Source organism: Pseudomonas sp. TWI923 (genome assembly GCF_039673365.1).
Lineage (GTDB): Bacteria > Pseudomonadota > Gammaproteobacteria > Pseudomonadales > Pseudomonadaceae > Aquipseudomonas > Aquipseudomonas sichuanensis.
This window is the reverse complement of the sequence record NZ_JBDJLM010000081.1, coordinates 1-22,597: the sequence shown is the minus strand read 5'-3', so window position 1 is coordinate 22,597 and position 22,597 is coordinate 1. Positions and strand designations below refer to the sequence as shown.

The following is a 22,597-nucleotide window of genomic DNA, read 5'->3' as shown; positions in this document are numbered from 1 at the left end:
TTTGCGCCCCCCCCCCCCCCCTTGGGGGGCGTCTAACTTCCTGCGGCCCCCCCCCCGCCGCTTTGTCGTTGATGAGAAGGGATCAGGCGAGGGTTTCGAGCACCTTGGCAATATCCTGCAAAACAGAATTTTCGCCACGCTCACCCCAGAACAGGGCGACCATCTGGGTATCGGCCTCGATCTTGTAGACGCTTTCCGGCAACCCGGCGAAGGCCTCGAGCAACCGCGGATCCTCGCAGGGCTCGCGGTAACGGTTCCACCAGACGCCCGTGCTGACCTGCCAGTAGCACCAGCTGTCGTCGTGCCCCTTGCGCCGTGCCCGGTGGTACTGCGGGCATGGACTGGGGGGCTGTTTTTCCAGCCAGTGCGGCCACTCTTGCGGCGCCAGCTGCATGGCCAGGCCCATGCGTCGCCCCTCCAGGCGCAGATTCATCTGCCGGCTCTGCTTGCGCGAGGGGCGCAGCCAGGCGAGCGGGCTGAGAATCAGCGCAAGGATTGACACCACCAGCCATACCGTCATATCTGTAGACCTTATAAAGCGTTGCAAATGAGCGGGTTACTCATGCTTCACGGACGACCCGCGTGAAAGCGACCATACTTCTTCTATCGCGATTGTCAGGAGTACAGCTCATGTCCTACGAACATCTTCTGGTCGCCGTCGACCTGACCGAAGAATGCGACCCGGTGATCAAGCGCGCCAAAGCGATCGCCCTGGGCAGCGGCGCGAAGGTCTCCCTGGTGCATATCGTCGAACCCATGGCCATGGCCTTTGGTGGTGACGTGCCCATGGACCTCTCGCAGCTGCAGCAGCAACAGTTCGATCAGGCCAAGGAGCGCATGGAGCGCCTGTTCAACAAGTACCCGGACATCAACCGCGGCGATTCGCACCTCACCTACGGCCAGCCACGCCAGGAAATTCACCAATTGGCGAAAGACCAGAAGTGCGACCTGATCGTGGTGGGCAGCCATGGCCGGCATGGCCTGGCGCTGCTGCTGGGCAGCACCGCCAACGATGTGCTGCATGGCGCGCCGTGCGATGTATTGGCAGTACGCCTGTTGAAAAAGGAATAATGATGTCTTGATCGCGGGACAAGTCGGATCGCCGCACCGCCGCTCCCACAAAACCTTGATGGCTGCGGGAGCTGCGGTGCGGTTATCCAACTTGCCCTGCGATGATGTCAGCCTTCCAGCTCAGCCCACCGCTCCACCAGCGCATCCAGCTCACCCTGCAACGCCTCGATCTTGGCCAGCACCGCCGAAGTCTCGGCAATCGGCCGCTGATAGAAGCCCGCAGCGTTCACTTCTTCCTGCGCCTTAGCCATGCGCTGCTCCACCTCGTCGATTTGCCCTGGCAGCATCTCCAGCTCACGCTGCAGCTTGTAGCTAAGCTTTTTCTTCGAAGCGTCGGGGGCCGCAGCAACCGGTGCGGGGGCCACTGGCTCCGCCACCTGCTCGACCACCGCACTGTTGAGCTCGGACTTACCGCCCTTGCTTTCGGTCACGCCCAGCAACTTCGGCGAACCACCCTGGCGAATCCAGTCTTCGTAGCCGCCCACGTACTCGCGCACGCGCCCTTCACCTTCGAACACCAGGGTGCTGGTGACCACGTTGTCGAGGAATGCCCGGTCGTGACTGACCATCAGGACCGTGCCCTTGTAGTTCGACAGCACCTCTTCGAGCAGCTCGAGGGTTTCCACGTCCAGGTCGTTGGTCGGCTCGTCCAGCACCAGCAGGTTGGCGGGCTTGCTGAACAGCTTGGCCAGCAGCAGGCGGGCACGCTCACCACCGGACAACGCCTTGACCGGGGTACGGGCACGCTGAGGGCTGAACAGGAAATCACCGAGGTAGCTGAGCACATGGCGGCTCTGGCCATCGATTTCGATGAAGTCGCGGCCTTCGGCCAGGTTATCGATAACGGTCTTTTCCAGATCGAGCTGGTGACGCATCTGGTCGAAGTAGGCCACTTCCAGCTTGGTGCCGATCTCGACCTTGCCCGCTGTCGGCTGCAGATCACCCAGCATCAGCTTGAGCAAGGTGGTCTTGCCGGTGCCGTTGGCGCCGAGCAGGCCGATACGGTCCTGGCGCTGCAGCACCATGGAGAAGTCCTTGACCAGCTTCGGCCCGCCCTGGTGCGCGAAGCTGACGTTTTCCAGCAACATCACTTGCTTGCCGGATTTGTCCGCCACTTCGATCTGGATGTTCGCCTTGCCCTGACGCTCGCGGCGCTCACCACGTTCCACGCGCAGCGCCTTGAGCGCGCGCACGCGGCCTTCGTTACGGGTACGCCGGGCCTTGATACCCTGGCGGATCCACACCTCTTCCTGGGCCAGGCGCTTGTCGAACAGCGCGTTGGCGGTCGCCTCGGCAGCCAGCTCGGCCTCCTTGTGCACCAGGAAGCTGGCATAGTCGCCGTTCCAGTCGATCAAGCCGCCACGGTCCAGTTCCAGGATGCGCGTCGCCAGGTTCTGCAGGAACGAACGGTCGTGGGTGATGAACAGCACTGCACCGTTGAAGCTGCTCAAGGCCTCTTCCAGCCAGGCGATGGCGCCGATGTCCAGGTGGTTGGTGGGCTCGTCGAGCAGCAGCAGGTCCGGCTCGGACACCAGCGCCTGGGCCAGCAGCACACGGCGGCGCCAGCCACCGGACAGCTCGGCCAGGGTCTTGTCGGCCGGCAGTTGCAGGCGGCTGAGGGTGCTTTCGACCACCTGCTGCAGGCGCCAGCCATCGCGAGCTTCCAGCTCGTGCTGAACGTGCATCAGCTTGTCCAGGTCTTCGGCAGTGTGGATGTTCAGGCTAAGGTGGTGGTATTCGGCCAGCAGCTCGCCCACGCCATCCAGGCCAGCGGCCACCACATCGAACACCGTGCGCTCGTCGGCTACCGGCAGTTCCTGCGGCAGCTCGCCGATCTTGAGGCCCGGGGCGCGCCAGATATCGCCATCGTCGGCCTTCTGCTCGCCCTTGATCAGGCGCAGCATGCTCGACTTGCCTGTACCGTTGCGGCCGATGATGCACACCCGCTCACCACGGGCGATCTGCCAGGAAACCTTGTCCAGCAACGGCATGGCGCCGAATGCGAGGGACACATCGCTGAATTTGAGCAGGGTCATGATCATCTCCAAAAACTGGGCGCGCATTCTACCCGACTTGCCTGCGCAGGGCATTAAAACCGCGTTGCCAACAGCACCGCGTCGGATAACAACTCGATACAAGCACAGTGCTTTCACCGGCCCACGGCAAACGGCTAAGCTAGGCAGTAATACCCAACAGTGCTGGCTCCGCCGTCACTCTCTAATGGTTCAACTGCCCGGACGTATCATGCGCAGCCGCCTGTTACACATTGCTTCCTGCCTATTGCTCACCGCAACCGCTGCGAGTGCCGCACAGGCCGCCGACCTCACCCAGCAGCGCCAGTACTACGACGAGGCCAAGCGCGCCCTGGCCAAAGGCGACAAAGGCCCCTACCTGCGTTACGCGCAAGCACTGCGCGACTACCCGCTGACGCCCTACCTCACGTATGACGAGCTCACCGCCCGGCTGAAAAGCGCCAGCAACGAGGAAATCGAAGGCTTCCTCGCCGCCCACGGCGACCTGCCCCAGGCCAACTGGATGAAGCTGCGCTGGTTGCGCTGGCTGGCCGAACGCGGCGAATGGAACACCTTCGTCAAATACTACGACCCCAAGCTCAACTTCACCGAGCTGGACTGCCTCAACGGCCAGTACCAGCTGAGCCACGGCCAGCGCGCCCAGGGCTTCGCCACGGCAGACAAGCTATGGAACGTCGGCAAATCGCAACCAGAGGCCTGCGACACGCTGTTCGCCATGTGGGCAGCCGAAGGGCAACTGACCGAGGCCAAACGCTGGCAGCGCGCCAAATTGGCGGCCCAGGCGCGCAACTACGGGCTGGCCAACAACCTGGTGAAGACCCTCACCACCCTGGCTCCCCAGGGCAAGCTGCTGATCGATGTGGCGCAGAAGCCCGAACTGCTCAACCAGCCTTCGCGCTTCACCCCGGTCAACGAAGCCATGTCCGACGTGGTCAGCCTCGGCCTGCGCCGCCTGGCACGCCAGGATCCGGAGCAAGCCATGGCGCTGCTCGATGACTACGCCCAGCGCATGCACTTCTCCCGCGACGAGAAGGTCGCCATCGCCCGCGAGATCGGCCTCACGCTTGCACGTCGCTATGACCCGCGCGCGCTGGACCTCATGACCCGCTACGACCCCGAACTGCGCGACAATACCGTCAGCGAGTGGCGCATGCGCCTGTTGCTGCGCCTGGGCCGCTGGGAAGAAGCCTACGAGCTGAGCAAGCGCCTGCCCCAGGACCTGGCCAGCAGCAACCGCTGGAAGTACTGGCAAGCCCGCAGCCTGGAACTGGCGCAACCCAACAATCCGCAGATCCCACTGCTGTACAAGACCGTGGCCCGCGAGCGTGATTTCTATGGCTTCCTCGCCGCCGACCGGGCACAGACCGCCTACCAGCTGAACAACAAGCCATTGCAGCTCAGCCAGCAGGTAATCAACAAGGTGCGCAATACCCCCGGCGTGCGCCGTGCCCTGGAGTTCCACGCCCGCGGCCAGATTGTCGAAGGCCGACGCGAGTGGTACCACGTCAGCCGCCACTTCAACCGTGACGAAATGGTCGCCCAGGCACGCCTTGCCTATGACATGCGCTGGTACTTCCCGGCCATTCGCACCATCAGCCAGGCCCAGTACTGGGACGACCTGGACATCCGCTTCCCCATGGCCCACCGCGACACCCTGGTGCGCGAAGCCAAGGTGCGCGGCCTGCACTCGAGCTGGGTGTTCGCCATCACCCGCCAGGAAAGCGCATTCATGGAAGACGCCCGCTCCAGCGTTGGCGCCAGCGGCCTGATGCAGCTGATGCCTGCCACCGCCAAGGAGACTGCGCGCAAGTTCAGCATCCCGCTGGCCTCCCCGGCCCAGGTGCTCAACCCGGACAAGAACATCCAGCTCGGCGCCGCCTACCTGAGCCAGGTTCACAGCCAGTTCAACGGCAACCGCGTGCTGGCCTCGGCCGCCTACAACGCCGGCCCCGGCCGCGTACGGCAATGGCTCAAGGGCGCCAAGCACCTGAGCTTCGACGTATGGGTCGAGTCGATCCCGTTCGACGAGACACGCCAGTACGTGCAGAACGTGCTGTCGTATTCGGTGATCTACGGGCAAAAGCTCAATTCGCCGCAACCGCTGGTGGATTGGCATGAGCGGTATTTCGACGATATGTGATCGTTAGCCAAGGGTGCTGCAGCGCCTATGAGATCGAGCGCCGCCCGCGGCGCATCGCTGGCAAGCCAGCTCCCACATTCGTTTCGGGCCAATTATGCCTGTGAGGGTACCGCTGCACGCCTTGGTGCATGTCTGAAGTCAGGCGCAGGGCCGTCAGCGCACACTTCGAGATCGAGTCGGGCCCACAAGGCGTACAACGATGAAATCACAGGAGTGACTGGCCCGAAACAGATGTGGGAGCTGGCTTGCCAGCGATGCGCCGCGCGGGCGGCGCTCGATCTCAAGAGCGCTGCAAGACTATCGCCCAGCACCTTGCAGCCCTCACACAATCAAACTCGCCCTGCCTTACTCGATAACCTCAACCGCCATCCCCACCTTCAGCTCCCCCGCGCCATCCACCGCCAGGTTCTGGCCGAACAGCACATCCCCCTCTTTCTCGCGGAACGTCTTGAGCGTGGTCAGCGGCTCACGGTCCGGGCTGCGTTCGCCCGTGGCGGGGTCGAGAGTGGTGAGGATGCAACGCACGCTGGGTTTGAGCACACGGAAGGTCATGTCACCAATACGGATGCGCTTCCAGCGGTCTTCTGCAAATGCCTCGGCGCCCTCGACCACCAGGTTCGGCCGAAAACGCAGCATCTCCATTGGGCGCCCGATGCGCGCGCTCAGCTCGTCCAGGGAAGCCTGGCCGATCAACAACAACGGAAAACCATCAGGGAATGCCGCGCGGTCGCTGTTCAGGCCATATCCGCTGGGCAGATACCTCGCCCGCTGGTCAGGGCAATGCACCAGCCGCACCGGCTTGCCTAACAGTTCGCTGAGCCATGCCGCTGCCGCATCCCCGGCATCGGGCACGCGCAGGGTGTCACGCCAGATGGTGACACCACGCAACTCATCGTCTGCAGGCGGCACTGGCACGCTCAATGCCGCCCGCCCTGGCGCGGTGAGCAGCAATTGGCCATTCGTGCCGTAGTCGGCAGTGATCTGCCCGAGCGCAGGCCACGCCCGCTGCGTGAGGAAACGACCATTCTCGGCTTCTACCACCAACCAGCGCCGATCACCGTCCAGGCCCAGGTAATCGACCGGAGAGCGCTGCAGGCTCTGCGCCTGCGTCGACTTCACCGGATAACGATACAACGCACTCAGAATCATCCCTGCCTCACCCTGTGCCAGTTAAAGCCCAAGCTTATACCGGACACAGGCGTACCAGGTATCAGGCCGACGCGGTATCCATGCTCAGGCGCTGACGGACCACATCCACCAGGCGGTCGGGCTGGAACTTGGAGAGGAAGTTGTCGCAACCGACCTTCTTCACCATCGACTCGTTGAAGCTGCCCGACAGTGAGGTGTGCAGCACCACGTAAAGGCCGCGCAGGCGCGGGTCGTTGCGAATCTCGGTGGTCAGCCGGTAGCCGTCCATCTCAGGCATTTCCGCATCGGTGAAGATCATCAGCAGCTTCTCGCAGACATCCTCCCCGGCATCGGCCCAGCCTTTGAGCAGACGCAGCGCCTTCAGGCCATCACTGGCCACGTGCAGTTTCACGCCCAACTGCGACAAGGTATCGCGCAACTGCGCCAGGGCCACGCTGGAGTCATCCACCAGCAGCACTTCACGGCCACGGGCGCGGGCCAGCACCGGGTCTTCGAGCTTGTCACGGGATACTTTGGCACTGTAGGGCACGATCTCGGCCAGTACCTTCTCCACGTCGATGATTTCCACCAACTGCTCTTCGACCTTGGTGATCGCCGTCAGATAGTGCTGGCGACCGGCGCTGGTCGGCGGCGGCATGATGGCCTCCCAGTTCATGTTGACGATCCGGTCGACGCCCCCCACCAGGAAGGCCTGCACCGAACGGTTGTACTCGGTGACGATGATGGTGCTGCCTGGCCCCGGTTGCAGTGGCCGCATGCCGATCGCCTGGGACAGGTCGATCACCGGCAGCGTCTGCCCACGCAGGTTGACCACGCCACAGACGAATGAATGGCGCTGCGGCATCAGCGTCAGCTTGGGCAGCTGCAGCACCTCCTGCACCTTGAACACGTTGATGGCGAACAGTTGCCGGCCAGCCAGACGGAACATGAGGATTTCCAGGCGGTTCTCACCTACCAGTTGCGTACGTTGGTCTACCGTGTCGAGAATGCCGGCCATTTGGACAACCCCCTGGCTTGTGTCGGGAAAATTGATTGCATCCGCCGATGTATCGGCGGGTATTCGCGCAGCTTGACCCCGAACGGAAAAAGCCGGGGGCAGAGATTGATATCACTTTACCATCATGCTTTACTGCCGCCACGCCCTACCGCAGGACACCCCACAACGAAGCATTCGCCCCTATCTTCATCAGGGAAACCCCTACCCGCAATCGGGTGCAACCTGATGTTCGCAATATCCTTTAGCCATTAATGTGACGCCATTCTCAATGCATGAATGGAGTCAGGCTTTTGCTCGCAATCGTCCAGGTATGGCCCACCCCTGCTCTAGCCCTGCGCGCTGGAGTGACATGATGGATATCGCACCACTGCCCAGCAGCGTCCTGCAGGGTTTCCTGCTGGATGCGCAGACCCTGCTGAGCAAGGCACAGGAATGCCTGCAGCACCTCGAATTGATCGGCAACGACCCCGACGCCTGCCACTGCCTGGACGAAAGCCTTGACCTGCTGGCACTGCGCGCCGACACCCTTGGCCTGCTTGAAGTGGCGCATTACACCCGCACCCTGCAACAGCTGCTCGCCCCTGCCTGCAGGCAACGACACTTGCAGGGCAAGACATTGCCGGCGCTGGCAGCCTGCCTGACCCTTCTGGCGTGGCAATTGGAGCTGGTCGACCCGCTCACCGGCCGCCTGAGCCTGGACAGCGAAGAGCAACATATGCTGCTGAACGAACTGGCCAGTGCACTTGGGCAGCCGTGCGTGCCCGGCCTGGGCACCGACGCCAACTGCGCATCGGCGCATGCCGGGCAGGCAAGTACCGGCCTGCAATGTTAAAACCGCCACGATCGGTAACTAACAGGCTGCTCTTGCGTTGCAACTAGGCGAGACGATCGTCCAACTTGCAAAGTTGCACAAGTTGCGTAAAACCTGCACATCAGGGTTTGCCTTAGTTGCACTTACCCCCATGCTCCCGCGCAGCGGGCGTGGCACTGTGCCAGCCTGCGGAGCGCACAGATACTCCGCGATAGCCCGTGAATTCTGAGCTTTCAAGCAGTTGCACCCCCGCGACCAAAGCAAACCGAAGTGTTAACATGCGTGCACTCGAACGCGTGCTCCGTCGTTACCGGGCTTTTGCATTCGTGCCCGATGTTTACTTGAAAACGGGACGCCAAACTTCTGGCCAAACCTGTGTACTGCCTCCAACAGCAATAATTTATTGGCCTCCCTCCCTATGTTCCCAGGCTTGACGTTTTTCCAGCGCTGCCGCTCTAGCATCGCCCTGCTGCGTTGGGCAACCGCGTTGTTGTGCCTGGCCTCACTGGCAGCCAACCTGCTTTTCTACTGGCGAGCGCAACCATTGCCCGGCGGCCTGCTGCTGCTCCAGGTACTGGCGATGCTCGGCGTTGCCTGGCAGCTGCGCCACGGCGCGCACTCGATCAGCCTGCGCCCGGCGGAGCTTGCCGACCGCATGCTCAAAGTGCAGGAGAGCGAGCGCCAGCACCTGAGCCGAGAACTGCACGACGATATCGGCCAGTTATTGACCGCTGCCAAATTGCAGCTCGACTGGCTGCAACGCCGGGTCCCCGAGCAGCTGCAGGCCCAGTGCACAACCCTGCGCAGCACCCTGGACCATACCTTGAGCAACGTTCGCGATCTGTCCGCCATCCTCAACCCGCGGCAACTGGCCAGCCTGGGCCTTGAGGCCAGCCTGCGCGCGCACCTGCAGAGCACCTTGCAGAGCAGCGACCTGCACTGGAGCCTGGACTGCCACCAGCGCCTGGGCGGCATCAGCGAAGAAGTATCCATGGCGGCCTTCCGCATTACTCAGGAAGCGGTCACCAACGTGCTGCGTCATGCCAACGCCCGCAACCTGCTGATTCGCCTGCAACGCACGCCGCCAGGCCTTGCCCTGTCGATTCAGGACGATGGCTGTGGCTTCGTGCCCGCACTAGCCCCGGCCGAGGCTGGCCAACGCGGCATGGCTGGCATGCAGGAGCGGGCCACCGCCCTGCAAGGCAGCTTGACCGTCAACAGCCAACCCGGCCAAGGCTGCCAGATCGAAGCCCTGTTCCCGTGGCCGCCACGCAGCCAGGAACGTGCCAGGACCTCCCCCCAACATGACGTGTAGATTGCTGCTGGTAGACGACCATTCGCTGATTCGCGCCGGCGTGCGCGCGCTGGTATCGGACCTGCCCGACTACCTGGTGGTCGGCGAAGTCGAGGATGGCGGCCAGTTGCTGGAGCAGGTCCTGCGCCTGGCGCCGGACATTATCCTGCTGGACATATCCATGCGCTCGACCAGCGGTCTGGACGCGCTTGCGCAGCTACGCGCAAACGGTTGCGCTTGCAAGGTGCTGATGCTGTCCATGCACACCGACCCCGACCTGATCATGCGCGCCCTGGAAAGCGGCGCCCATGGCTACCTGCTCAAGGACACCAGCGCCACCGAGCTGGAACAGGCCCTCACCGCACTGCGCAACAACGAGCGTTACCTGAGCCCCGCCATCGCCCATACCGTGATCAACCAGGCGCTGCTGCGCGCGCAGAGCGGCAAGCCACCCAGCGAAGAGCGCCACAACCTGACCGCTCGCCAGCTGGAGATCCTGCGCCTGATCGTACGCGGCAAATCTACCCGTGAAATCGCCAACGGCCTGGGGTTGTCGATCAAGACCGTGGAAACCCACCGCTCGCAAATCATGAAACGCCTGCAGATCTACGACGTGGCGGGCCTGGTGCTGTTCGCCGTGCGCGAAAAGATCATCAGCCTGGACGACTGAGCAACGGCGAATCCGCCGGCAGGTGCACGCACAGCGCTCGGGGCACGACCTCGAAGCGCAGGCTGTCGGCCTGCAGCGGCTCGCCGTCGAGGTTGATGTCCAGGCCTTGGGCGCTCTTGATCTCCACCCACGGCAGCCGCGCCCGCACGAACAGTTCCTCCCCCGCCAGCAGCCCACGCAAAGCCCCCACCATTTCCTGCGGCGCCGGCAGGATGCCGATGTCCAGCAGGCCATCGTCAGCCTTGGCGTCCGGACAGAGCACGTGCCCGCCACCGGCCTGCCGCCCGTTGCCGATGCCCAGCGCCAGCAGCTCGCCCTGCCACTCGAAGCCCGGCCCATGCAACGTGACCGAGGCGGCCTGCAACTCACTGAAGCGCGACAGGCCGGTGAACAGGTACGCCGCCGCCCCCAGCACTTTCTTGAGGTCTTCCGAGGTGCTGGCCGTGACCTGGCTGCCAAAGCCGCCGGTTGCCATGTTGAGGAACAACTGCTCGCCCACCTGCCCCAAGTCGATCGGCTGCGCCGGCGTGTCCAGCAGCGCAAGTGCCGCCGCCGGCTCCAACGGCACCCCAGCGGCCCTGGCGAAGTCATTGGCCGTCCCAAGGGGTAGCAACGCCAGGCTTGGCCGAGTGTTGGCAGCCCCCTGTGCCAAAGCCTCGGCCACGTCACGCAAGGTGCCATCACCACCACCTGCCACCACCAGCGGATAGCCTGCAGCCTGCGCCTCCTGGACCAGGCGCCGGGCGTCGCCCGCCTCCCAGGTGAGGCGCACATCCAGCTGCCAGCCGCGCTCACGCAGTTGACCCACGGCCTCGCGCACCTCGTCATTGGTCGCCTGCTTGCCATGCAGGATCAGCAGTGCCTTGCGCTCATTCATCGTTGTTCTCCATGGAAAAGCCCTACCGCAATCTCGACCACCATCAACCTGAAATTGCTCCCTGAGCTAAGCGATTAAAGCTGACTTCATACAATTGACATTGAAAGCCTGAGGCTTCAGGCGCATCATTCGACAAATATTTGGCCATCAAGGACGACAATGCTCACGAAAGTCATTTTATTGACTTTTGCCGCCAGATGCCTGACAGGTCGTATTTCCGTTCACTGCGCTGTCCCCAGCGCCCTGAGTAGAGGCTATGACGATGATCCCTCTGCCCCCTTTATCATCGCTGGCGGTGCTGGCGACCGATCATGGCCGGTTTCCCGCGAAACCATGCCCAAGCCCAGGCGTCATCGACCTGGTGATGATCGAGGTGCAGAGCGGCGCATACCTGGGCGAGGACGGCATCGTACGCTTTACTGATATCCATGGACGCGCCCCGGCAGCCGCCATCGGTTGACTGCCAGCGGGCGCGTCTTGGCTTCCAGGGCCGACACCCGGCCATGCAACGAGGAATCGGGCTCATGCGCATACTCTGGACCCTGCCCTACCTGCCCTGGCCTACCACCAGCGGCAGCAAGACCCGGCAATATCATCTGTTGCGCCAACTGGCGCAGCGTGGTCACCGGATCACCTTGCTGGTGCAGTCCAAGGTGCCGCTGGGCGATGCGGCGCTTGAAGCCCTGGAGCCCTTGCTCGAACGCCTGATCGTGCTGCCCCGCCGGCCATTGCACAGCCCGCTGAACCTGCTGGCCTCACCGATCATCGACTACCCCATGCGGGCGATCGTCAATGGCCTGGCACCGTGCCTGCGGCATCGCTTCGAGCAGCTGCTGGACGAACCCTGGGATGTCATCCAGATCGAGCACAGCTACAGCTTCCAGCCCTTCGAGAAGGCCCTGCAGGCCCGTGGCCTGCCCTTCATGCTCAGCGAACACACCCTTGAATCGGTGATGGGCGGCGCCTGCCATGACCGCCTGCCACTGTGGCTGCGCCCCTTCAATGCCTTCGACCGCTGGCGCTATCGCCGCTGGGAGCAGCGCGTGCTGCGTCAACCCAGCGAAGTGGTGGCGGTCAGCAACCATGATGCCGAGCTGATCGAGCAGATCAGCGGGCGAGCAGTCAATGTGGTGGTCAATGGCGTCGACTGCGACTACTTCGAGGCTGTCCGGCCGTGCCCCCACAGCCAGCGCCTGCTGTTCGTCGGCAACTTCGAGTACGGGGCCAACCTCGAAGCCATCGAGTGGGCCCTGGAAGAAATCCTGCCACAGGTGTGGATGAGCAACCCGGCGGTACGCCTGGCCATTGCCGGGCATGCGCTGCCGGCCAGCTGGAAACTGCATTGGAACGACCCGCGCATCGAGTGGCTCGGCTACCGCCCCGACCTGCGCGAAATACAACGGCGCTCGGCGCTGTTCTTCGCACCGCTGCGCTATGCCGGTGGCTCGAAGGTGAAAATCCTCGAAGCGATGGCCGCGGGCCTGCCGGTGATCAGCACCGGCAAGGGCGTTTCGGGCCTGGCGGCCAACAATGGCGAGCACTATCTGGGCAGCGACGACAGCGGCCAACTGGCCTTGTTGATCACCCAACTGCTCAACCAGCCCTGGCGCATGGCCCAACTGGGTGAAGCCGGCCGCCAGTTCGCCCGCCAGCGCCACGACTGGAGTGTCGCGGCGCAACAGCTGGAGAACGTGCACATGCGCCTGACCCAACTGGCCCCCGCAGGCGAATCGCCCAGCGGTGAGGTGCTAGCCGAGTAGCTCGCTGAAGGGAATGAACGGCACCAGCTCGCCCTGGCGCGGCATGCTGCCCTCACGCACCTCCACTACTCCCTCGGCCCAGGCAGCGCTGCGCAGCACCCCGGAGCTCTGGTTCTTGTAGATGCGTACCTGGCCATCTTCGATGCGCGCCCTCAGGTATTCCCGACGATTGCCCGGCTTGGGCCAGTCGAAACCCGCCGGCACGCTGAAGCGCAGCGGTGCAACATCGGCCACGCCCTGACGACGCAGCAGGTATGGGCGGGCCAGCAGGCCGAACGTGACCAGGGTCGATGCGGGGTTACCCGGCAGGCCTATGACCGGTACACCCTGGTAGTGACCGAAGGTCAGGGGCTTGCCCGGCTTGATCGCCAGCTTCCACAACGCCAGTTCACCGGCTTCGCGCAGGGCCAGGCCAAGGTAGTCGGCCTCACCCACCGACACGCCGCCAGTGGACAGGATCAGGTCGACATTGCCCAGCCCGGCCAGGCATTGGCGAGTGCGCTCAAGGTCATCAGCCAGAATGCCGGCATCCACCACTTCACAACCCAGGCGCTGCAACCAGCTGACCAGCAGGCGCCGGTTGCTGTTGTAGATCTGCCCCGGGCCCAGCGGCAAGCCGGGCTCGACCAGTTCATCGCCGGTGGACAGCACCGCCACCCGGGGCCGGCGCACCACGTCGAGGCGCGCAAAACCCAGGGTGGCCGCCAGGCCGAGCTGGATCGGCCCCAGGCGTGTGCCGGCGCTCATTACCTGCTCGCCGGCACGGGTTTCCTGGCCTTTGGGGCGCACGTTCTGGTCGACGGCCAGTGGCTCGAGGAAACGCACCCGGCCATCCTCCAGCACTTCGGCGTTTTCCTGCATCTCGACGCAATCGGCCCCTTGCGGCAAGGGCGCACCGGTGAAGATGCGCGCACAGGTGCCTGGCTGCAGTGGCTGCGGCGCGTGGCCGGCAAAAATGCGCTGGCTCACCGGCAGCGCCTCGCCCTGCCAATCAGCCAGGCGCAGCGCATAGCCATCCATGGCACTGTTGGGCCAGGGCGGCAGGTCGAGCCCGGCTACAAGCTCACGCGCCAGCACGCGGCCTTCGGCATCGGCCAGCGCCACCTCTTCGGTGTCACCGATCGGCGCGGCCTCGGCCAGCGCCAGCAGGCGCTCGAGGGCTTCTTCCACCGGCATCAATGGCCGGACAGTCGCGGCCTCAACCACGGCTGTCACAGGCCGCCGCCTGCTTCAGGTGAGGGACGAAGTTGCAGGGGCGGTGGCGGGCGTCGAGCTGTTCGGCGAGGATGCCATCCCAACCGGTGCGCACGGCATTGGTCGAACCCGGCAGGCAGCACACCAGGGTGCCATTGGCCAGGCCCGCCAAGGCCCGGGACTGCACGGTCGAGGTGCCGATATCGGCCACCGAGATCTGCCGGAACAGTTCGCCGAAACCCTCGACCTGCTTGTCCAGCAGGCAGGCCACGGCTTCCGGGGTGCTGTCACGGCCGGTGAAACCGGTACCGCCGGTGATCAACACCACCTGCACCTGGTCATCGGCGATCCAGGTCGCGACCTGGGCGCGGATCTTGTACAGGTCATCCTTGAGCAGCACCCGGGCGGCGAGCTGATGGCCGGCCGCCGTGAGGCGATCGACGAACAGCTGGCCGGAGGTGTCGGTCTCGAAGGTACGGGTGTCGCTGACCGTCAGTACAGCGATGTTCAACGGCACGAAGGGGGTATCTGCCTTGGCTTTCATGGGGGGTCCGTCGCAGGGAAACAGGGATGTGCGCTGTTATATCACAGGCCGGCCGAGCGCTGCCCCGCCGTTGCTCCCGGTCAATGCCCCAGCCTGAGCGCTATGCTGCACTGGACAAGGAACTTGCGTGGACGCCCTGCGTCATAACGTCATCAAGCACACTCGAACCAGGAGAAACACGATGATCCAACGGACCCTTCCCGCTTTCCTGCTTGCCCTGGGCCTGGGCGCCCTCGCCGGCTGCGCCTCGCCAGCCGTCATCACCCTGAACGACGGCCGTGAGATCCAGGCGGTGGATACCCCGAGCTATGACGAAGACTCCGGCTTCTACGAATTCGAACAGCTTGACGGCAAGCGCACGCGCATCAACAAAGACCAGATCCGCACGGTCAAAGAGCTGTGATCCAGCCACTGCTTTTCGGCGCAACTCCTTTTTGCAACAAGGGGTTGCGTTGAAAAAAACGATGCAGTAGCATTTTGGCCATCGGAGTGTAGCGCAGCCAGGTAGCGCGTCTCGTTCGGGACGAGAAGGCCGCAGGTTCGAATCCTGTCTCTCCGACCAAATCCCCGAAAAGCCCGCCAAGTGCGGGCTTTTTTGTGCCCGAAACGCATCGCGGGGCAAGCCCGCTCCCACGTTGCCGCAAATCCTCAGCAGTGTGGGAGCGGGCTTGCCCCGCGATTGGCGATTATCGAGCCGACACCGCCGTCTCCGGCATTACCGGCACATGCAGCAGTTGCAGCCGAGCACTGCTCCATTCGCGGGTCTTGTTGGTCAGCGCCAGGTCGTTGTTCAGCTTCTGGCCGTAGGTTGGCACGATCGCTTTCAGCTTGGCCTGCCATTCAGGGCTCTTGATGCGGTCCTTGAAGGTCTTCTCCAGCACCGTCAGCATGATCGGCGCGGCGGTCGACGCGCCGGGCGAGGCGCCCAGCAGCGCGGCAATGCTGCCGTCCTCGGCGGCCACCACCTCGGTGCCGAACTGCAGGATGCCGCCATGCACAGGGTCCTTCTTGATCACCTGCACCCGCTGGCCCGCCTGCAGCAGCTTCCAGTCCTCGTTCCTGGCATTGGGGAAATACTCGCGCAGGGCCGCCATGCGGTCATCGAAGCTGAGCATCAGCTGGCCCATCAGGTAGGTGCTCAGGTCGATGTTGTCGATACCGGCATGCAGCATGGGGCTGACGTTGTGACTGGTCAGCGAAGCGAACATGTCCAACAGCGAGCCGTTTTTCAGGTACTTGGTGGAGAAGGTCGCGAACGGGCCGAACAGCAGGACCTGCTTGCCATCGATCATCCGGGTGTCGAGGTGCGGCACCGACATCGGTGGCGCGCCGACCGACGCCTTGCCGTACAGCTTGGCCTGGTGCCGGGCGACGGTGTCGGGGTTGTCGGTCATCAGGAACTGGCCGCCCACCGGGAAACCGGCATAGCCGTCGGCTTCCGGGATGCCGGATTTCTGCAGCAGCTTGAGCGCACCGCCGCCAGCGCCGATGAACACGAACTTGGCTTTGACGCTGGTCTGCGCGCCGCCGTTGGCCAGGTCGGCCACCACCACGTTCCAGCTGCCGTCTTCATTGCGCACGATGTCGCGCACTTCATGGCTCAGGTGCAGCTGCACATTGGGGTTGCGGGTCATCGATGCGAACAGCTGGCGAGTGATCTCGCCGAAGTTCACGTCGGTACCGATGGCCATGCGCGTGGCCGCGACTTTCTGCCCCGGGTCGCGACCTTCCATTACCAGCGGCGCCCACTGGCGGATCTGCTCGCGGTCTTCGGAAATCTGCATGCCGCGGAACAGCGAGCTGTGCTGCAGCGCCGCCACGCGCTTGTGCAGGAAGGCGATGTTCTCCTCTCCCCAGACGAAGCTCATGTGCGGCACGTTGTTGATGAACGAAGGAGGGTTGCTCAGCACGCCCTGTTCGACCTGGTAGGCCCAGAACTGCTTGGACACCTCGAACTGCTCGTTGACGTTGACCGCCTTGCTGATGTCGATGCTGCCGTCCTTGCCTTCGCTGGTGTAGTTCAGCTCGCAGAAGGCAGAGTGGCCGGTACCGGCGTTGTTCCAGGCGTTGGAACTTTCTTCGGCGACCTGGTCCATGCGCTCGTAGACGTCGACCTTCCAGCCCGGCTCAAGCTCGGTGAGGTAGGTCCCCAGGCTGGCGCTCATGATGCCGCCGCCGATCAGCAGCACATCGACGGTCTTTTGTGGCTCCGCAGGCTTGGAGCAACCGATGACGCTCAGGCACAGGAGCGTCAGCAGGATTTTCTTCATTGGATCTATCCGGTTGTTATGTAAGCGCGGCCTCGATAGCGAAGAGCGTGCCAACCGGTTGCAGGCCAATGTTCATGGGGGCGACACCAGGCCGCATGGCGACAAACCGCCACGGGCAGGGGGAAGATCCCGCCCGGATGGCGGATTTCCCCCGCCGTGGCGGCTTCAGGCGGTCAGCCGCGAGGTCACTTCACCCAACTGCCCCGACAAACCATGCAAACGCTGCCCGGCCTGCTCGGTATGCTGCACCGCCTGCTGGTTGGCCGTGGCGATGCGGGTGATCTCGATCAGGTTGCGCGAGATATCTTCGGCAACGCTGGTCTGCTCCTCGGCCGCCGTGGCGATCTGCCGGTTCATGTCGCGGATCGCCTCCACCGCCAGGGTGATGCGCTGCAGCATCTGCCCGGCCTGCTGCACCTGTTCGGCGCCCTCTTCACTGCGCTGCTGGCCACTCTCGATGGCCTTGACCGCCTCTACCGCGCCCGACTGCACCGCTTCAATGATCTGGTGGATTTCGGCGATCGACGCCGCCGTGCGCTGGGCCAGGCTGCGCACCTCGTCCGCCACCACCGCAAAGCCACGCCCGGCCTCGCCAGCGCGCGCCGCCTCGATGGCCGCGTTGAGTGCCAGCAGGTTGGTCTGCTCGGCAATGCCGCGGATCACCTCGAGCACCTTGCCGATGCGCGTGCTGTCGTTCTCCAGGTGGCGAATCACCGCAGCCGTGCCGGCGATCTCGCGGTTGACCAGGCCAATGATATCGATGGTCTGCTGCATCACCTGCTCGCCGGCCTGGGCACTGTGGTCGGCGTCGTCCGCCGCGCGGGCCGCCTCGGCGGCATGGCGCGCGACTTCCTGGGCAGTGGCGGACATTTCGTGCATGGCGGTGGCGACCTGGTCGGTGCGCTGGAACTGGTCATGGGTGCCGCTGGCCATGTCGCCGGCGATATTGCGCAGCTGGCCGCTGGCGCTCTCCAGCTCTTCGGCATTGTCCTTGAGGCGGCCGACGGTGTCGGCGAGAAAATCGCGCAGGGTATTGGCGGCCCGCGCCAGGCGCCCCAGCTCGTCCTCGCGACGGCTGTCGACCCGCGCGCCGAAGCGGCCCTGGCTGAGTTGGGCGACATAGTCGATCAACTGGCGAATCGGCTCGACCAGGCTGCGGTTGATCAGCCACAGGCTCAGCAGCCCGACCAGCACGGCCGAAGCCAGCATCACCAGCACGCCGAGCCATACGGTGCGCTCGGCGTCAGCATTGATTTCGGCCGCGCGGCCACGGGCATCACCGCGCAACTGCTCGACCAGCGCGCTCATCTGGTCGCTGGTGGCGCGGTCCACACCCTTGACCGCCACATCGCCGGCCACCGGGTCACCACCGGCGGCAAGGAAGGCCTGGCGGCCCTGCTCGTATGCCACACCCAACTGCCGGTGGCTGGCCTTGAGCTGTTCCAGGCGCGCCTTGAGTGCTGGATCGCTGCTGTCGATCAACTGGCCAAGCAGGGTCTGAACCTGCTGCTCACGGGCCTGGAACTGCTGCCAGTACTTGTCCAGCTCGGCCGGCTGGCGGCCGCGCAGCAGCACGTTCTTCCACTCCTGCACCTGGATCTTGAATTGCAGGTTGGCTTCATCGATCAACTGCGAGGCCTGCAAGGGCCCGTCCACCAGCTGGGCATAGCCGCGCACGCTGGACGACAGGAACTGGAAGCACACCAGGGCGATCAGCAACATCGCCGCCAGGCTGCCGCCGAGCAGGGTGAGAATTTGCACTCTGAGGGATTTACGCAACATCGTGGATCTCGGAACAAGGAGGTAAGGAAGCGGACACGACAGCGCCGCCGACTAAAGACATCCTTGTCCTCGTTCGCAGGCCAAAAAAAAGCTGCCATCGATCGATAGCAGCCAGGTCGAGCACATACGCAACAGCTGAGCCAGATACTCTCAGGCAATTGCTACAGAAATGTTACAAACTCGCGACAGCCTCAGCCATTGTTGAACTGCAGCGCCGCCAGGCGCGCATAGAGCGGGCTCTCTTCCACCAGTTGGCGGTGCGTGCCCACCGCGACCAAACGCCCCTGGTCGATCACCGCGATGCGGTCGGCATGCTGCACCGTGGCCAGGCGGTGGGCGATCACCAGCGTGGTGCGCCCGGCCATCAGTTGCGGCAACGCTTGCTGGATCAGGTGCTCACTCTGCGCATCGAGGGCGCTGGTGGCCTCGTCCAGCAGCAGGATCGGCGCATCCACCAGCAGCGCCCGGGCAATCGCCAGGCGCTGGCGCTGGCCGCCGGACAAACCGATGCCGCCCTCCCCCAACAGCGTCTGGTAACCCTGCGGCAACTGGGCGATGAATTCGTGGGCATGGGCGCTGCGCGCCGCTGCCTCGACCTCGGCCTGGCTGGCCTCGGGGCGGCCATAACGGATGTTGGCCTCGACCGTGCCGCGGAACAACGCCGGTTGCTGGGCCACCAGGGCGAACTGACGGCGCAGCTCGGCCACCTCCAGGCCGGTGATCGGCTGGCCATCGAGCAGGATGCTGCCGCCCTGGGGGTCGTAGAAGCGCAGCAACAGGTCGAACAGGGTCGACTTGCCGGCACCCGACGGCCCGACCAACGCGACCGTCTGGCCGGGCTGCACCTGCAGGCTCAGGCCATCGACGGCGGGCACCGCCGGGCGCGACGGGTAGGCGAAGCGCACTTCGCACAGCTCGATGGCGCCACTGGCGCGCCCGCCTGCCAGGCTGACGGACTGGCGCGGCGCCAGGATCGCACTCTGCGCCGCCAGCAGCTCGGCAATACGCTCGGCAGCACCCGCGGCCCGCTGCAGTTCGCCGATCACCTCGCTCAAGGTGCCGAAGGCACTGCCGACGATCAGGCTATAGAACACGAAAGCCGCCAGCTCGCCGCCGGAGATGCGCCCGGCGATCACATCCATGCCGCCCACCCAGAGCATCACTCCCACTGCTCCCAGCACCAGCACGATCACCAGGGTGATCAGCCAGGCACGCTGAGCGATACGCCGTCGCGCCACGCTGAACGCCGCTTCGACGGTCTCGGCGAACAGCGCGCGGTCACGGGCTTCGTGGTTGTAGGCCTGCACGGTCTTGATCTGCCCGAGGCTCTCGGCGACGTAGCTGCCGACATCGGCGACCCGGTCCTGGCTTTGCCGCGACAGGCTGCGCACCCGCCGGCCGAACAGCAGGATCGGCGCCAGCACCAGCGGCAAGGCCAGCACCACGATGCTGGTGAGCTTGGGGTTGGTGACGAACAGCAGAATCACCCCACCCACCACCATCAGGGCATTGCGCAGGAACATCGACAGGGACGAGCCGATCACCGACTGCAGCAAGGTGGTGTCGGCGGTCAGCCGCGACTGGATCTCCGAGCTGCGGTTGTCCTCGAAGAACCCTGGGTGCAGCCCCAGCAGATGATCGAACACCGCCCGACGGATGTCGGCGACGCAGCGTTCACCGATCCACGACACCAGGTAGAAGCGGGCGAAAGTCCCCACGGCCAGGGCCAGCACCAGCAGCAGGAACAGGCCGATGGTCTGGTTGAGCTGGTGCATCGACCCCGTCATGAAGCCCTGGTCCACCAGCAGGCGAATGCCCTGCCCCATGGACAGGGTGATGCCGGCAGTGACCACCAGCGCGAGCAGGGCCAGCAGGGCCTGGCGGCGGTATGGGCGCAGAAACTGCCAGCCCAGGTGCAGGGCACGACGTTGGCGGGAAGAGATCGATTCAGGCATGGCGGGCATGTTCGGCAGGAAGATGGGCCAAGCCTACCACTGGTCCACCTGGCAGGAACTGCTCCACCCGCAGGGGCATCACATCAGAGGTATCGGACGGCGTGGGGTGAAAAAGCCTTATGCCCTGCCTATGACCTTTCGTTCTAAGGTGCCGCTGGAGCTTTGCCACGCTTTCTGTTGGACTGGGCCTGTCATGCCCCGCCCGTTGTCACAGGCCAGTCATGGCAAAGCGGTACGTTTGAGCTTGAACCTGAAGAGGAGACAGGACATGAGCTTGCAGCACGGCAACGAGACGCCCAAGACCCCGAAACACCCGCAACCTCAAGTTTGCGGTTCGATCATCGATGGCCAGGGCCGCGAGATCCCGATCACCGAGCAGATGATCCAGAAAGCCTGCAAGGACCTGGAAGAAAGCCGGGTCAAGAAAGTCGGCAAAGACTAAAACAAGAATTCCTTCGAACCCGGCGCCTGCGCCGGGTTTTTATTTGCAGGTCAAACTGTCAAACCAGCACCGCGCCCAACGCACTCACCACCTGCGCCAGCTGCGGCGCCTCACCCCGTAGACGCACCGCCAACCCCTCGATCTCGCGGCGCACCGGATACTGCTTGCGCAGCAGGTCGAAGGCCGCACGCTGCTCGGCCGGGTCGTCGCTCAGGCTGCGGCGGAAATCGGCATCGTCGCGGCGCGGGTCGTACACCGCCCGGCACAGGGTGGCCAGCGCCCAAGCCGGCTCGGCGCCAGCATCCAGCTCGATCTGCGCCAGCGCAGCGGCTGGCAGCAGGTCCGCCAGCCGTACCTGCTCGGGTTCACCCTGCACGCGGCAGAACGCCTGGTAGATCTGCGCCGTGCCGCGCTGCTTGCCGTCCAGGCTGTAGCCGGCGATATGCGGGGTGGCCAGGGTGCACAGGTCGGCCAGTTGCAGGTCCACCTGCGGCTCGCCCTCCCACACGTCGAGCACCGCATGCAGGTCTTCGCGATCCAGCAGCAGCTCACGCAGCGCGGCATTGTCCACCACCGGGCCACGGCTGGCATTGATCAGCCAGGCGCCGGGGCGCAGGCGCGCCAGATGCGCTTCATCGAGCAGGTGCCAGGTCGGGTGTTCGCCACCGCGCTGCAGCGGCGTGTGCAGGCTGATCACGTCGCACTGCTCGACGATGGTCGCAAGGTCGACGAAGTCGCCCCCCTCGCTGGCCTGGCGCAGCGGGTCGCACACCAGCACTTTCCAGCCCAGGCCATGCAGCACGCGCACCAGACGCCCGCCGACTTCGCCGGCACCGACCACGCCATAGACCCGCTTGCCCAGCTCGACACCCTCGAGCTCGGCCAGGGTCAGCAGGCTGCCCAGCACATAATCGACCACGCCACGGGCGTTGCAACCTGGGGCGCTGCTCCAGTGGATGCCAGCTTCAGCAAAGTAGTCGAGGGCGAGGTGATCGGTTCCGATGGTGCAGGTGCCCACAAAGCGCACCTTGCTGCCTTCGAGCAGTTGCCGGTCGACGCGGGTCACCGAGCGCACCAGCAGCACGTCGGCGTCCTTCACGCAGGCGGCATCGATGGCCCGGCCGGGGTAGCGGCGGATCTCGCCGAAACCGGCAAAGAAGGCATCGAGCAGCGGGATGTTTTCGTCGGCAACTATCAGCATGGCGCTCTCCTGTCAGGGGAGCGCAGTGTAGCCTGATCGCGCCGGCCTCAGTCGGCCTTCTTGCGGATCCAGTACAGGTAGGTGCCGGCCTCTTCCTGCTGGCCTACCAGTTCGTGGCCGAGGAAGTTGCAGAACTTGGGGATGTCGCGGCGGGTCGAGGGGTCGGTGGCGATCACTTTGAGCAGGCCGCCGGCGGCCAGGTTGCGCACGTGCTGGTGCAACATCATCACTGGCTCCGGGCAGTTCAGGCCGGTGGCGTCGAGGATGGCGTCGGGGGTGAAATCGGTCATGAAAGGCTCCGCGAAATGATCGTCATTGTGGCGCATCCGTCGAGGTGCTCCAAGGGGCTGCTGTGCAGCCCAATCGCCGGCAAGCCGGCTCCCACATGGACCGTGCAACCCTTTACC

At 64.4% G+C, this 22,597-nt stretch carries 20 protein-coding genes, 1 tRNA gene and 1 pseudogene; 10 read left to right on the top strand and 12 right to left on the bottom strand.

All coding sequences use genetic code 11. From position 1 onward, the window contains the following. Nucleotides 1–82: 82 nt before the first annotated feature. Nucleotides 83–520 carry a hypothetical protein gene (locus ABE459_RS22295; protein ID WP_323831201.1) on the bottom strand — a complete coding sequence of 146 codons (438 nt, stop codon included), beginning with the start codon at nt 518–520 and terminating at the stop codon, nt 83–85. A gap of 110 nt (nt 521–630) precedes the next feature. Between ABE459_RS22295 and ABE459_RS22290 the strand changes: the two genes are divergently transcribed. Continuing rightward, nucleotides 631–1,071 carry a universal stress protein gene (locus ABE459_RS22290; RefSeq protein ID WP_125857994.1) on the top strand — a complete coding sequence of 147 codons (441 nt, stop codon included), beginning with the start codon at nt 631–633 and terminating at the stop codon, nt 1,069–1,071. A 107-nt stretch (nt 1,072–1,178) separates the two neighbouring features. On the opposite strand, the gene ABE459_RS22285 is transcribed toward ABE459_RS22290, so the two are convergent. Beyond that, the gene (locus tag ABE459_RS22285) at nt 1,179–3,107 is read right to left on the bottom strand and encodes an ATP-binding cassette domain-containing protein (RefSeq protein ID WP_323831200.1); all 1,929 of its coding nucleotides are present in this window, start codon (nt 3,105–3,107) and stop codon (nt 1,179–1,181) included. Nucleotides 3,108–3,315: 208 nt separating this feature from the next. Between ABE459_RS22285 and ABE459_RS22280 the strand changes: the two genes are divergently transcribed. After that, nucleotides 3,316–5,244: a transglycosylase SLT domain-containing protein gene (locus ABE459_RS22280; protein ID WP_258645776.1), complete on the top strand. Its 1,929-nt coding sequence runs from the start codon at nt 3,316–3,318 to the stop codon at nt 5,242–5,244. Between the two features lie 345 nt (nt 5,245–5,589). On the opposite strand, the gene ABE459_RS22275 is transcribed toward ABE459_RS22280, so the two are convergent. Next, the gene (locus ABE459_RS22275) at nt 5,590–6,393 is read right to left on the bottom strand and encodes an MOSC domain-containing protein (protein ID WP_258706076.1); all 804 of its coding nucleotides are present in this window, start codon (nt 6,391–6,393) and stop codon (nt 5,590–5,592) included. 61 nt (nt 6,394–6,454) lie between these two features. After that, the gene (locus ABE459_RS22270) at nt 6,455–7,390 is read right to left on the bottom strand and encodes a chemotaxis protein CheV (protein WP_110993554.1); all 936 of its coding nucleotides are present in this window, start codon (nt 7,388–7,390) and stop codon (nt 6,455–6,457) included. A 349-nt stretch (nt 7,391–7,739) separates the two neighbouring features. On the opposite strand from ABE459_RS22270, the gene ABE459_RS22265 reads away from it, so the two are divergent. The 3 genes from ABE459_RS22265 (at nt 7,740) to ABE459_RS22255 (ending at nt 10,165) form a co-directional block, all read left to right on the top strand. Then, nucleotides 7,740–8,222: a histidine kinase gene (locus tag ABE459_RS22265; protein ID WP_223811893.1), complete on the top strand. Its 483-nt coding sequence runs from the start codon at nt 7,740–7,742 to the stop codon at nt 8,220–8,222. A gap of 397 nt (nt 8,223–8,619) precedes the next feature. Beyond that, nucleotides 8,620–9,516 (top strand): sensor histidine kinase, encoded by an 897-nt coding sequence (locus ABE459_RS22260; protein WP_323831205.1) that lies wholly within the window; start codon nt 8,620–8,622, stop codon nt 9,514–9,516. Further along, nucleotides 9,506–10,165 (top strand): response regulator transcription factor, encoded by a 660-nt coding sequence (locus ABE459_RS22255; protein ID WP_125463359.1) that lies wholly within the window; start codon nt 9,506–9,508, stop codon nt 10,163–10,165. Before ABE459_RS22260 ends, ABE459_RS22255 begins: the two co-directional genes overlap by 11 nt. Here ABE459_RS22255 and yegS read toward each other — a convergent pair. Beyond that, nucleotides 10,149–11,042: a lipid kinase YegS gene (gene yegS, locus ABE459_RS22250; RefSeq protein WP_323831199.1), complete on the bottom strand. Its 894-nt coding sequence runs from the start codon at nt 11,040–11,042 to the stop codon at nt 10,149–10,151. The two genes, ABE459_RS22255 and yegS, sit on opposite strands and share 17 nt — an antisense overlap. 340 nt (nt 11,043–11,382) lie before the next feature. Between yegS and ABE459_RS22245 the strand changes: the two are divergent. Together ABE459_RS22245 and ABE459_RS22240 are read left to right on the top strand one after the other, a co-directional pair. After that, nucleotides 11,383–11,502, top strand: a pseudogene (locus ABE459_RS22245) (hypothetical protein); the annotation flags it as partial. Between the two features lie 64 nt (nt 11,503–11,566). After that, on the top strand, nt 11,567–12,802 hold the full coding sequence (locus tag ABE459_RS22240; RefSeq protein WP_125463357.1) for a glycosyltransferase family 4 protein: 1,236 nt from the start codon (nt 11,567–11,569) through the stop codon (nt 12,800–12,802). Here the strand turns inward: ABE459_RS22240 and glp are convergent. Both glp and moaB read right to left on the bottom strand, forming a co-directional pair. Continuing rightward, on the bottom strand, nt 12,791–13,978 hold the full coding sequence (glp, locus tag ABE459_RS22235; protein WP_190306080.1) for a gephyrin-like molybdotransferase Glp: 1,188 nt from the start codon (nt 13,976–13,978) through the stop codon (nt 12,791–12,793). The genes ABE459_RS22240 and glp overlap by 12 nt on opposite strands. 22 nt (nt 13,979–14,000) lie before the next feature. Then, entirely contained in the window at nt 14,001–14,540 is a 540-nt protein-coding gene (gene moaB, locus ABE459_RS22230; RefSeq protein WP_125463355.1) for a molybdenum cofactor biosynthesis protein B, read from the bottom strand. Nucleotides 14,541–14,721: 181 nt separating this feature from the next. Here moaB and ABE459_RS22225 point away from each other — a divergent pair, with 181 nt between their 5' ends. Together ABE459_RS22225 and ABE459_RS22220 are read left to right on the top strand one after the other, a co-directional pair. After that, the gene (locus tag ABE459_RS22225) at nt 14,722–14,943 is read left to right on the top strand and encodes a YgdI/YgdR family lipoprotein (protein WP_110993561.1); all 222 of its coding nucleotides are present in this window, start codon (nt 14,722–14,724) and stop codon (nt 14,941–14,943) included. 82 nt (nt 14,944–15,025) lie between these two features. Then, nucleotides 15,026–15,102: transfer RNA gene (locus ABE459_RS22220), tRNA-Pro, on the top strand. A gap of 124 nt (nt 15,103–15,226) precedes the next feature. Here the strand turns inward: ABE459_RS22220 and mqo are convergent. The 3 genes from mqo to ABE459_RS22205 form a co-directional block, all read right to left on the bottom strand. Further along, complete coding sequence (gene mqo / locus ABE459_RS22215) at nt 15,227–16,810, bottom strand: malate dehydrogenase (quinone) (protein WP_258706073.1); 1,584 nt, start codon at nt 16,808–16,810, stop codon at nt 15,227–15,229. A gap of 165 nt (nt 16,811–16,975) precedes the next feature. Next, complete coding sequence (locus ABE459_RS22210) at nt 16,976–18,592, bottom strand: methyl-accepting chemotaxis protein (RefSeq protein WP_323831198.1); 1,617 nt, start codon at nt 18,590–18,592, stop codon at nt 16,976–16,978. Nucleotides 18,593–18,783: 191 nt separating this feature from the next. Next, nucleotides 18,784–20,547 carry an ABC transporter transmembrane domain-containing protein gene (locus ABE459_RS22205; protein ID WP_323831197.1) on the bottom strand — a complete coding sequence of 588 codons (1,764 nt, stop codon included), beginning with the start codon at nt 20,545–20,547 and terminating at the stop codon, nt 18,784–18,786. 268 nt (nt 20,548–20,815) lie between these two features. On the opposite strand from ABE459_RS22205, the gene ABE459_RS22200 reads away from it, so the two are divergent. Then, the gene (locus ABE459_RS22200) at nt 20,816–20,989 is read left to right on the top strand and encodes a PA1571 family protein (RefSeq protein WP_167409823.1); all 174 of its coding nucleotides are present in this window, start codon (nt 20,816–20,818) and stop codon (nt 20,987–20,989) included. Nucleotides 20,990–21,047: 58 nt separating this feature from the next. Here the strand turns inward: ABE459_RS22200 and pdxB are convergent, their stop codons facing one another. Then, entirely contained in the window at nt 21,048–22,190 is a 1,143-nt protein-coding gene (pdxB, locus tag ABE459_RS22195; protein WP_323831196.1) for a 4-phosphoerythronate dehydrogenase PdxB, read from the bottom strand. A 47-nt stretch (nt 22,191–22,237) separates the two neighbouring features. After that, complete coding sequence (gene tusA, locus ABE459_RS22190; protein WP_110993565.1) at nt 22,238–22,480, bottom strand: sulfurtransferase TusA; 243 nt, start codon at nt 22,478–22,480, stop codon at nt 22,238–22,240. Nucleotides 22,481–22,597: the final 117 nt, after the last annotated feature.